General features: G+C 56.1%; 4 protein-coding genes. 1 reads left to right on the top strand and 3 read right to left on the bottom strand.

Going from position 1 to position 12969, the window contains the following annotated elements:
* Nucleotides 1-245: 245 nt before the first annotated feature.
* From AAGR22_RS02065 to gltP, 3 genes are all read right to left on the bottom strand, one after another.
* On the bottom strand, nucleotides 246-1790 hold the full coding sequence (locus tag AAGR22_RS02065; protein WP_345829967.1) for a methyl-accepting chemotaxis protein: 1545 nt from the start codon (nucleotides 1788-1790) through the stop codon (nucleotides 246-248).
* 141 nt (nucleotides 1791-1931) lie between these two features.
* Nucleotides 1932-8039 (bottom strand): autotransporter outer membrane beta-barrel domain-containing protein, encoded by a 6108-nt coding sequence (locus AAGR22_RS02060; RefSeq protein WP_345829966.1) that lies wholly within the window; start codon nucleotides 8037-8039, stop codon nucleotides 1932-1934.
* 880 nt (nucleotides 8040-8919) lie between these two features.
* Nucleotides 8920-10224, bottom strand: a complete 1305-nt coding sequence (gene gltP, locus AAGR22_RS02055) for a glutamate/aspartate:proton symporter GltP (protein WP_345829965.1) — start codon at nucleotides 10222-10224, stop codon at nucleotides 8920-8922.
* A 531-nt stretch (nucleotides 10225-10755) separates the two neighbouring features.
* On the opposite strand from gltP, the gene acs reads away from it, so the two are divergent.
* Nucleotides 10756-12711 (top strand): acetate--CoA ligase, encoded by a 1956-nt coding sequence (acs, locus tag AAGR22_RS02050; RefSeq protein WP_345829964.1) that lies wholly within the window; start codon nucleotides 10756-10758, stop codon nucleotides 12709-12711.
* Nucleotides 12712-12969: the final 258 nt, after the last annotated feature.

The raw sequence follows: 12969 nt of genomic DNA, 5'->3' as shown, positions 1-12969 counted from the left end.
CATAAGTGTCGGACAGAATAAACGCACGTGATTAAAGTATCGGTCAGAGGTGACAGCCTCTGACCGCCGCGAGGCACCCTGATTCAGTTTCTATCACGCCAACACCAGGGCGTTCCCGAGAGCAGACCGAGAGGTCTGCTTTTTTTTGTGGCTTCAGTGAGCGGAAAAGGCGCTGACCGACAGGTCAGCGAATGACAGCTACGCGCAGGTTTCGGAGGCAAGCCAGAGCAGCACTGACCAGACGGCTAACGAAATACGCTGATCGCTTCAACCAGCCTGGTGGCCTGCCGCGCCATACGATCCGACGCCTGGGCGCCCTCTTCGACCCTTGCCGCGTTTTGATGGGTAATATTATCCAGATCTTCCACCGCCAGGCTGACCTCGCTGAGGGCAGTCGCCTGTTCAGCGGTAGCCGCGCTAATCTGAGCAACCAGCGCGGTGACGTTCTGCACCTGGGAAACGATCGCTTCCATCGTCTTTCCGGCATCGTTGACATGCTGACTGCCGGACTGGACCTTAGCCGTACTGTTTTCAACCAGAGCCTTGATTTCACTGGCGGCCTTTGCACTGCGCTGGGCCAGGCTGCGTACTTCCCCTGCTACCACGGCAAAGCCTTTACCCTCTTCCCCGGCGCGGGCGGCCTCTACTGCGGCATTGAGCGCCAGAATATTCGTCTGAAAGGCAATACCGTCGATGACGCTGGTTATGCTGGCGATTTTCTGTGAGCTGAGGGCGATCTCATCCATCATATCCACCATGTCATTCATGGCCTGCCCGCCCTGCATCGCCGCATCCCGGGTACTTTGCGACAGGGTATCCACCTGCCTGGCGGTTTCGGTATTGCTTCTCACCGTCGCGGTCATTTCATTCATCGTTGCGGCGGTCTGCTGTACGTTTGCTGCCGCCTGTTCGGTACGGCGGCTGAGATCGTTATTCCCCTGCGCGATGGCATCGCTGCCGCTGAGGACGTTTACGGCCTGCCCGCTGATATCATCCACCAGCCAGCGAAACATCAGTCCCAGCTGGCCGACGGCACGCAGCGTGGTGCCCACCTCGTCCACCCGGTCAAGCTGATCGACCTTATGACTGGCGCCGGTCGCTACCTGAAGCGCCTGCTGGCAAACGCGTTCGATCGGGCGGGAGACCTGCTGCTCCAGCCAGGCGCAGGCCATAAACAGCAACACGGCCATGATACCCGCAAAGAGGCTCAGAGGCTGCGCGGCCATACCCAGCGCCCAGGCGCCCGCCAGGGTGAATGGCAGGATGGCGGCCAAAGTAGTCCGGATACGCCAGCGCAGCGGCAGGGTTTTAAAAATTGAGGTCCACTTCAGCAGACCGGTGCGCACCAGCAAGCCCTTATGGAAGTGCCAGCCCTTACGCTTCCCCTCGCGGAATTCGCGGTAGAGCCGTTCGGTTTTTTGAATCTCTTCTGCGCCCGGTTTGGTTCGCACTGACATATAGCCCTGCACCTTCCCTTCACGCACCACCGGAATCGCATTGGCCCTGACCCAGTAGTGATCGCCATTTTTGCGGCGATTTTTGACCAGCGCCGTCCAGGGTTCACCCTGCTTCAGCGTCGCCCACATATCAGCAAAGGCTTCCGGCGGCATATCCGGGTGGCGCACGGTATTATGAGGCTGCCCGTTAATCTCATCAGGCTCGAAGCCGCTAACCGCGATAAAGGCATCATTAGCGTAGGTAATGTGGCTGTGGGTATCCGTGGTCGACATCAGCGTCGCACTGTCGTCAAAAGGATATTCCTGCTGGGTAACGGGTAGATTGGTTCGCATGCGATGGATCCTTGAAGCAGTGGCAGGACTGAGCTTGAATTGAATGATTATTATTTTTTATTATTTTCGGCGGGAATGAGCGGATCTTTAGCCTGTAAACGCCATTTTGCGGGCTGGCTTTACTCAGCCCGCGCAGCAGACTCAGAACGTCCATCTTACGCCCATGCTATAGCGCCAGCCTTTTCCGCCGTTGCCATCGATCGCTTTGCGGTAGTCCGCTTCCGCATACATCGAGACGTCGTTTTTAAAACGGGTGGTGCCACCCAGCCCCAGCTCCCACATCTGACCATATTTCCCACCGCTGAAGGTGTGGCTGATATCCTCATAGCCTCTGGCGCCAACGGTGGTTTTCCCGTCGCCGCCCCAGCCTTTCAGGTAGTTGGTCCGCAGATAAGGGGTGTATTGCCGTTGACTGTCGTCCGTCCAGGTACGATCCAGCCTGGCCCCCAGCCGTCCGGTGGTCAGATGATAATCGGGGTAACTGACCGTCAGATTATCCTTATCGGTGAGGCTGTCCATGGCCAGGTGCAGGACCATCAGCTGCGCCTGTGGCTCCAGCCGCACGCCATTGGCAAATTCAACTGGCCAGCCACTCTCCAGCGAGGCGGTCCAGCCTTTGCCTTTCAGCTTCGCTACCGCTTTCTGACGGGCTATATCGGTCTCACCACGGTGCCAGTCGTACGAGAGCGCACCGTCGAGATAGAACCCGTTATCGCGCTGCCAGGTGCCGTACAGGGCCACGCTGTCGCTGTCGAAGGTGGTGCTGCTGTAGCCGTCTGCGGCATGCGGGCGAAGCCGCGTGTTACCCCGCGTATAGGCCACCCCGCCGCGCAGGCTGTCGCTGACCCCGTCAAACCGCAGCAGGTTGCCGCCAATCTGCATCGCGCTGTAGTCGATATCCACGTCGTAACCGAAATCACGGAAGGACTGGCTGGTTTTATAGGTCATATTCGACCCGGTATAGCGCAGGAACATCTCCCCGCCGCTGCCGTCCGGCTGCGCTGACTGCTGGCGCAGCTCGCCCAGACGCTTGTGTAAATCATCCAGAATCGCCGTCGTATAGTACGCGAGGCCTACCGGCACTGAAATGTATGCGGGTACCTGGGGCACCACGGCGGGTCGGCCTGGCGCACAGCGATTCACCCCATTGACCACGCACAGATCCGGCGAGACGGGGGAGACCTCCGTGGGCGGGATACAGGACTCGCCGTTTTTACAGATATAGCCGTTAGCCAGCCGATAATCCCAAAACTGATTATCACTTCCCCCGGCTACGCGCCGCTGAAACGCGTCACTGCTTCCCGGCGCAAAGCTGTATAGCTGGTAGCTCCATGGCCCCAGCGCCAGGTAGCCCCCCTTGAGTGCAAAGCTGTTGGGGCTGGCATTCCCGGCTACCTGCGCCAGCGATATCCCCTCATAGCCCTCAATGCTGCCGCTGTGATTGAGGTCGGTCAGATTCGCGTTACTCAGCGTCGTGGGGATAACCTCCAGCAGCGTCGTGCCCGTGGCATTCCCTTCCACCTGAAGATGGTCAGTGAACTGATTACTCAGTGCACCGCCCTCATTGACCAGGGTGTTCAGCCTCACGCTCCCCTCCATAGAGGCAAGGTTTCCCTCTATGGTCAGATCATTACCCGGTGTACCGCTGCCGTTAGTCAAATCAATCGTGCCTGCATTGTTGACCGTAACCGAATTATCGCTGCCGCCGGCTATCACCGGATGTACGTCATTCCCTGCATAAAGCGTGGAGCCGGGGCCAATATTAACGGTGCTGTGCGCCAGCCTGAGATTATCGGTCAGCTCCCACTGCGTATCGAAGAAGTTGATGGTACTCCAGCCGCTGCCCAGGTTTACCCCTCTGCTCAGATCGTCGGCGCTGAACGACCCTCCGCGCGAACTGATGCTCTGCAACGTCAGCATGCCTTCGGTGCCTCCCTCGTCAGTAATATGCCGCGTCCGATCCAGCGCAACGTGGTTAATCAATGCCCGGTTGTTAACCCCATTTCCCAGCGTAATGCTGCCGTTGAGCGTGCCCCCGGTCCAGCTCAGGTTATCGCTCCCCCCGCCGGTGTTGACGTCTCCGATGACGTCGCCCGCTTCCAGCAGGATCACATCATCTGCATTGCTGCCTGCCACGGCCTGGCCCAGCGGAGAGGTGGCGGTAATAGTCCCCAGATTCTCAAAAAGGGTGGTACCTCCCCGTAGATCCACCACGGGCGAAAGGGTGCTGGCCGAGACAAATGTGCCCGTATTCAGCACATAGCCTGGCCTGGCGGCCACCAGGGCCGATCCCCCGCTGCTGCTGGTAATGTTAACGTTCGCGGCGGTTCTGACGTTTCCTGTCGTGTTGGCAACTATCCCGGTGCCGCCCGCCTCACCAACGTTAAACTGGTAGCCACTGCCCAGGATGAGATCATCGCTGGCAGCCTCACCGCTGGCCTGGGTAAAGTTCAGACCGACTCCGCTACCGTTGACGTTGGTGGTAACGGTAGAGGCCGGATCGAAAGGGACTGCCGTACGGATCCCGCTGCCATCGGCGCTGTTGAGGGTGACATTATTCAACCTGACGTTGGCAATTTCCGCGCGGTTTTCAATGCCGCTGCCGCTGCCGTTAACGCTAACCGTGGCATCGCTGGCGTTAAGCCCGACCGCACCGCTATCGAGAAGAATGCCATGCGCCGTTCCTGAAGTGGTAATGCGGGTATCGCTACCGGCGAGCGAGAGCTGCGCGCCGTCACTGATACGCACGCCTGCCACGCCATCATTGACGTTAATCGCCCCCCCTCTCGCCGTCGACGTGCCGTTACCGCTGATATCCAGCCCCGTTCCCTGCGCAACGTTAACCCTGCCGTAATTGCTAATCGTGCTGCCGCTGCGGCTGCGTATCCCGATACTGTTGGCACCGGACAGCGCCACGCTGCCCTGATTCACCAGCGCTGCGCCATTGGCGACGTCATAACCAACGGCATTCTGGCCGCTGCCCGTCAGGCTGGCACCGCTGCTCACCCGCGTATCGGCCGCCGAGCCATTAAGGGCATTGCTCAGATCGGTTCGCAGATTGTTCACCAGCACGCCAACGCTGTTGTTACCGTTCAGGGTGATAGCGCTGCCGTTATCCAGCGTGCCGCCTGCGCCCCCTTCCACCCTCAGCGCGGTTGCACCCGAGCCGTTAGCGATAAACTGGCTGCTGCCGCCAGCAAACAGGCTGCCCGGACCGGAGGCGATAACGCCGGTGGTATCGCCTCCGCTCAGGATGATACTGGCGGGGGAGGTAAAATTAAGCGAGGCGGCATCATCAATACGGTAGAGCGTTGAGCGATCGGTGGGGACGTTGCTGGCGCTGTCGGCGCTGTTGATGACCGATCCTGCCCCGACGGCATGCCAGGCAATCTGATCGCTGTTGTTAAAGCTGGGCGTCGCGGTTGAGGCGACATTCACGCGCGCGCCGTTAAGCGCTTCGGCACCGATGGCACCCGGACCATTCATATTCAGCGCGCCGGTCAGCGTGGCAGTGGCGCTTTGGCCGGACGCGCTGACGCCCCGCGTACGTGAGGTCAGGCTGCCACCTTCAATGTTGATTGTGCCTGCATTGCTGGCCGTCGTCGCCTGGCTGGTGGTGCCGTTGATCTGAATCCCGGTTCCGCCATCGTTTATCGCTATCGTTCCACTATTGATGCCGGCCGCCCCGCTCTCGATCAGCATTCCGGTTGCGCCCGTGCCGGTAAAGGTAATATTTCCGCTGTTGTTGAGCTGGGCGCGGTTACGGGCAATCAGCCCGGTCAGCCCATTTTGCGAGGATGTCAGTGCAGCACTGGAGGTCAGCGAAGTGTCAGCGCGGGCCGTGCCGCTGCTTTTACCCGCTAAGGTATGTTTCTGCCCATCCGCAATTGCCCCCACCGAGCCAACGCCCGTGAGGGAGATTTGGGTTGCCGCATCCAGTGTTCCCTTCGCCCCCCCCTCAACGATTAACCCGGTCGCCCCGCTGCCGGACACCCGCAGATTAGCATCTCGCGTATTCACCTCAGTACCGCCCGTCCCGGTGCCCAGCACCCCAACTGAGCGCTCACCGGAGGCGGTCAGCGACAGCCCGCTGCCGTCGAAATCAGCCCCCTGCTCCAGGCGGAATAGGGTGGAGTCGGTGGTGGTGACTTCAAAGTCACTGTTGCCGATGACGTTGATTTTCGCACTGGGACCATAAGCAAAAAACGCTATCTGGCTACTGCCCTCGCTGAAGCTGGGCACGGCTGCGCTGTTAACATTAACGGTCGCATTTCCTCTGGCATGAACGCCAATCGCCCCGATGCCCGAAAGGTTAATCGGCCCGTCAACGCTGGCGGTAGCCGCTGCGCTATCCTGACCTTCGACCCATACGCCAAAATTCCTCGTGCCGCTGGCGGGATCGGCTCCCCCGGCCACGTTTAGGGTCCCGGTCGAGGCGGCGGAAGCCTGCTGGCCGTCGGTCGCCAGGACCTTCATCCCGGTAGCGTTTACGCCGTTAAGATTAATGGTGCCTGCATTGATAATGCCGCCGTTTGCTCCGGCATTCACCACGTCCAGCCCGACGTTTTCACGCGGCACGCTAACGGCTGCGCCGTTAACATCAATGATGCCATTATTAACGAGGGTAGCATTCGCACCGCCCGTTGCCAGCAGCCCGGCAGCGTTCTGAACCCGACTGCCAATTACAATATGACCGTTATTGACGGCGGTGCCATTACCGGTAAGGGAAATACCGCTGGTGGTTTCGCTCTGATTAACCGCCGTGTCGGCAACACTCTCCGTCAGGCTATTTTGCGCTCCCCGACCAATGACGATTAGCCCACTGCTTTCGTTGGTAAAGCGGGAGTTGTTATCTACGGCGACGCCAGATGTGGTGCCGCTGGCGCTTGAGCCATTCACGCCAACATTGATATTGCCAGAATTATTTGCGCTGGAGGCACCGGTCAGGTTGATGCCTGCCGTATAGCCGCCCGCAGGATTCCCGGTGGAGGCGAAGTTAATAATACCGTTATTATCAAAAGTGCTGCCAGAGGCTACGTTGACCCCATTAGCGTTATATCCCGTTGTTGCGACGCCGGTGCCATCAATCCTGTTCAGAAAGTTGCCGTTGATCACTCCATTATTGGTGCCGCTGCTGGCGTCCAGATTAATGGCCGCACTATCCTGCCCCAATCCTCCCACGCTGGCGACCTTGCCCTGATTATCTACGCTGGCTCCGTTTGTTGCCCGTATCGCGCCCCCGTTTGCCCCAACTACTTCCAGCCGGGCGGAAGAGGCGATATTTACCCTGGCACTGGCGCCGCTGGCGTTAATGACCACGCGTTCGCCCACCGGCTGCGCCACATCATCAGCCGGGTCGTCCGCGCTGATGATGTAGGAGATATTTTGGTTCGCTGTTGAAAAGGCCTGATTGAACGCCGGCAGATAGTTTGAGGTGCTAAGATTACCGGCCTTTAGCTGGCTGATAAGCCAGTCATTGTAGCGCTTTAAGCTGCCCGCGTCGGTGACGTTAAAATTAGCACTCTTGCCATCGAGCGTGCTTATGCTGAAAGTGCCATTGTAGGTGGCCACGTCGGTGACAAGATAGGTACCGGGAACGGCAGGGTTAGCCGCCGCCGCAGAGAAGGTGATGCGATTCTGCGAAAGCCAGCCAATGGTGGCGCTGTTTGTGCTGCCATTGGCATCGAACAGGGTCGTTTGCTTGGCCGCCATACTCCAGCCGTTGGTACTGGCGGTCGGGGATGCGCCCTGCTGCCCAATATCGACATCCAGACTGCCATTGTTAACCGAGGCAACCCGAGCGTTAATATATTGCGCATCCCCCACGTTAGCGATATCCGGCACCGACGTGGCCGACGACACGGGCGGCAACGCAACTAACCGATCGGGGTTATAGACCTGAAAAGTCGTGTTGCCGCCGGTGGTCGCATCGGGGATGGTAATGCCAAAGTTCCTCGGGCCGGGATCCAGCCGCTCAGCACCAATCAGCTCACTACCGCCCACGATGCGGCCAGCCTCGGCCAGAGAAGAGAGCGGCGTTGACTGCGCGCCATTCGCGCCGGGCGCAAAGCGCTGATTACCGGTTAGCACATGGGCAGTACCATCACTTACCCCTATCGCCCCGACCCGATTATCATTATCGGCAGGATTAAATTCCTGTAAGACTTCAGCGTAAAGCGGATCGCAGGAGATGATAAATATCTGCGCGGAAAATAACCCCAGCGTTATCGTGCTTAATCTGAAAGACATATTTCCTCCGGGTAATAACAGGCCACCCCCCTGCTATTAGCGGGAATAGTAATAACAACACCGGAAGGTAAAAGAATAACCTTTTTTCAGCTATAACTATACCGCCCGGCAAACGCTCGGAAAAAATAATAATTGGGTGCAATTCCCTTTTGAATCGTCCGGTCCTGAAAATCTCTTTAAGTTAAGTTAAAAATAATCAACCCGTAATGTTTTTATAAAAACGTCTGGATCTTATTCCAGCCCAGTTAAAACACGCTGATTTATAGATAAAAAAGCCAATATCAGAAGATATAGTCAGCTTCCTCTTTAATTGCAAAGATAAATTTTATTGCGCTACATTTCCCCGATGAGAAATTACTTAAGCAATACAATATTACCGGGAGTTATCACCACGACGGCCGGACAGGCTATATAAACGGGCTACTTTATTTCATTATAAATACAGCCACTTCGGGATTTTTTTATCCTGAGCATAAACCGAAAAGGAAGGAGTGAGCGAGGCAGGTTTTCCTGCTAAAAAAAAGAGTGGGTGTGCGGAAAAAAATAAGGGCGTCAATTCCCGCCGTAGGTGAGACAGAAAATTCCTTCAAGGGTTACCACCGTCCATAGCGCCAGCGTTTATGGAATAATGGGCTGACCGCAGCCAGCCCTGAGAAAGAATCTATTCCGATGTAATAACGTATTTCGGTTTAGAAGTTCCACTTTACGCCGACGTTATAGCACCAGCCTTTCCCGCCGCTGCCATCGTACTCTTTATGATACGCCGCTTACGCTTGCATATTGAGGTTATATCTATAACGGATGGAGCGGGCCAGCGTGGGCCGTCGCAGCGTTAACTGCCCGACGCCCCACGCCGTGTTGCCCCCGGTCAGGCCGGGTGTTAAGGATTTAACGCCACATGCTTCATTTTTGCTTCATAAGCAACGGCCCGCTTTGAGTCAAACTGGTGCTCCCACTTGGCGATAACCAGCACTGCCAGTGCGTTGCCAATGACGTTAAGGGCAGTACGCGCCATATCCATAATACGGTCGACACCGGCAATAAACGCCAGCCCCTCCAGCGGAATACCTACGCTGCCCAGCGTCGCCAGCAGGACCACAAAGGAGACGCCAGGCACGCCGGCGATACCTTTAGATGTCACCATCAGGGTCAGTACCAGAACGATCTCCTGACCGATGGACAGGTTAATGCCATACAGCTGGGCAATAAATATCGCAGCAATACTCTGATAGAGCGTGGAACCGTCCAGATTAAACGAGTAGCCGGTAGGGACGACAAAGCTACAAATCGACTTGGGCGCGCCGTAGGCCTCCATCTTCTCCATAATGCGCGGCAGCACGGTTTCAGAGCTGGAGGTCGAGTACGCCAGGATCAGCTCCTCTTTCAGGATGCGTATCAGGGTAGTAATACGCAGCTTACAGATGCGGGCAACCGTACCCAGTACCACAAAGGCGAAAAAGAGGATTGCCGCGTAAACCAGAATAACCAGCTTAGCCAGCGGCCACAGCGAGGCAAAGCCGAAGTTAGCAATGGTCACGGAGATCAGCGCAAAGACGCCAATCGGCGCATAGCGCATAATCATATGCGTTACCTTGAACATGGCTTCAGAGGTCGAGCGGAACACCTTCAGCAGCGGGTCGCGGTGCTCAGACGGCAGCGAAGAGAGCCCCAGCCCAAACAGTACCGAGAAGAAGATAATCGGCAGCATGTCACCTTTCGCTATTGCAGCAAAAATATTCTGCGGGATAAGCGAAAGGATAGTGGTGACCAGACTGTGTGCCCCACCCTGCACCTGCGCCGTTGTCGCTTCATACTTAGAGATATCCACCGTTGCCAGCGTCGACATATCAATGCCGTAGCCGGGTTGAAACACGTTCGCCAGGGTAATACCTACCACAATGGCAATGGTGGTAATCACTTCAAAGTAGACGATGGTTTTTACACCGATACGTCCCAGTTTTTTCGCATCACCCACGCCGGCAATGCCTACAATCAGGGTAGAGATAACGATAGGTACAACAATCATCTTGATCAGATGAATAAAGATATCACCAGCCGGACTGAGGATATTGGTGATTAACCATTCACGATCGGAGGGTTGGTTATGCAGTATCGCGCCAACGATGATCCCCAGGGCCAGCGCCGTCAATATTTGCCAGGCCAGGCTGAATTTAGCAGCTTTCATAACTTATCTTTTCCTTAACAAAACCCGCTCTCCGCGGTGGGCTGCGGAATGAATCACGCTCAAGGGAGGCTTTGCCGAAGTCGGCTAATTCACGGATATGGGATGGTTGATACCTGATTTTCAGGCAGATGATAAGTACCATTTTCACTGGTACAAATGCAAGCCTGCGTGAATTGTGGCTACTTTATTAGCACCTGACAGGATAATGCTCTGGAACGGGCCCAAAGATTTAACCTGTTGTTATAATTGGCAATATTGCGAAGGTATTACGCATAGGTATGCAAACCAGGCCCTGGCTCGCTATGCATCGCCGGGTTTAATTGACTAAAAATTACACGGTGAGTTTCGTTATGAAATGACTTAAGCGACTGCTTACGCCCTTTTAAGCCGCTGACTTAAGGTCATTAATACCCTTATTCTTATTAAGGGCGCTATGACGTGATCTGTCGCGCAAAAAGAAAACAAAGCCACGCGCCACACCCCATTTAACCTTTGGTTGACATAGTATTAACAACTTCAAGGAGATCAGCCATGAGCCAACAATACAGACATCCCGTCCCCGCCAGCATTGCGGAGCACACCCTGATTAATGCCCAACAGTATCAGTCAATGTACCAGCTATCGGTACAGGACCCGGATGCCTTCTGGGGGGAACAGGGCCAGATCCTCGACTGGATTAAGCCTTATACCCGCGTGAAAAATACCTCGTTTGCGCCGGGTAATATCGATATCCGCTGGTTTGAAGACGGTACGCTGAACCTTGCTGCCAACTGCCTTGATCGCCATCTGCACAGCCGGGGTGACCATCCGGCGATCATTTGGGAAGGCGATGACGCCAGTGAAAGCAAAACGCTGACCTTCCGCGAGCTGCATCGTGAAGTCTGCCGCTTCGCCAACGCGCTGAAGGAGCTGGAGGTTAAAAAGGGCGATGTGGTCGCCATCTATATGCCAATGGTGCCCGAGGCCGCTATCGCCATGCTCGCCTGCGCGCGCATTGGCGCGGTGCACTCCGTCATCTTTGGTGGCTTTTCACCGGACGCGGTTGCTGGCCGCATTATTGATTCCAATGCCAGACTGGTCGTTACCGCAGACGAAGGTCTCCGCGCCGGACGTACCATCCCGCTGAAAAAGAACGTCGACCTTGCGCTGGCGAATCCGAAAGTCACGTCAGTCACCAACGTTGTGGTTTTCCGCCGCACGGGTGTGGAATCGGGCTGGGAAAACGGCCGGGATATCTGGTGGCATGAGCTGGTGAATAAGGCCAGCGCCCACCACCAGCCGGAAGAGATGAACGCTGAGGATCCCCTGTTTATCCTTTATACCTCGGGTTCCACCGGCAAACCCAAAGGCGTTCTGCACACCACCGGCGGCTATCTGGTCTATGCCGCCTCCACCTTTAAATACGTGTTCGATTATCACCCTGAAGATGTGTACTGGTGTACCGCCGACGTGGGCTGGATCACCGGCCACAGCTACCTGCTGTATGGGCCCCTGGCCTGTGGTGCCACCACGCTGATGTTTGAAGGCGTACCCAACTGGCCAACGCCAGCGCGCATGGCTGAGGTGGTGGACAAACATAAGGTCACGCTGCTGTATACGGCGCCAACGGCTATCCGTGCACTGATGGCTGAGGGCGATAAGGCAATAGCCGGGACCCACCGTACCAGCCTGCGGATCCTCGGTTCAGTCGGCGAGCCCATCAACCCGGAAGCCTGGGAGTGGTATTACAACAAAATTGGCGATGGCCGCTGCCCCATTGTCGATACCTGGTGGCAAACGGAGACCGGCGGCTTTATGATCGCCCCGCTGCCCGGTGCCATCGAGCTGAAGGCGGGTTCGGCAACCAAACCCTTCTTTGGCGTACAGCCTGCGCTGGTGGATAACGAAGGTAATGCGCAGGAAGGGGCCTGCGAAGGCAATCTGGTCATTATCGATTCCTGGCCCGGTCAGGCCCGCACGCTGTTTAACGATCACGATCGGTTTGAGCAGACCTATTTTTCTACCTTTAAAAACATGTACTTCAGCGGGGACGGCGCACGGCGCGATGAGGACGGCTACTACTGGATAACCGGCCGGGTTGACGACGTGCTTAACGTATCCGGCCACCGTCTGGGGACGGCCGAGATTGAATCTGCGCTGGTTTCTCATGCCAAAATAGCCGAAGCAGCCGTTGTTGGCATCCCTCACAGTATTAAGGGTCAGGCGATCTACGCCTATATTACCCTTAACAGCGGTGAAGAGCCGTCACCGGAGTTATATGCCGAAGTCCGCAACTGGGTGCGTAAGGAGATTGGCGCGATTGCCACGCCCGATATTTTGCACTGGACGGATTCACTGCCAAAAACCCGTTCGGGAAAAATTATGCGACGGATATTACGCAAAATCGCCGCCGGTGATATCAGCAACCTGGGGGATACTTCTACGCTGGCCGATCCGGGCGTAGTGGATAAATTGCTTGAGGAAAAACAGGCGATTAAAATGCCTTAAGTTCCCTGGTGAATATTCATGCAGACGAGAGCCTCATTTTTATTATCATGAGGCTCTCATAACATTCCTTAACATACCTTTTTCAGAACCCACTTTAATTTAAGACCGTTGCTGAGAGCCGAATAAATAAAGTTTCTTGTTTACGCATTATAACATTAACCGGCATGGTGCAAACCGGGTGCGCAACAACGTATAGCGATATTACGCGCAGTCCTTTTGTTCGCAATAATTATTAAAGAGCATTCCGGAGGCGGACAT

Origin of the sequence: Erwinia sp. HDF1-3R, from assembly GCF_039621855.1 — a bacterium.
Classification (GTDB): Bacteria; Pseudomonadota; Gammaproteobacteria; order Enterobacterales; family Enterobacteriaceae; genus Erwinia.
This window is presented reverse-complemented; position numbering and strand designations above follow the sequence as displayed.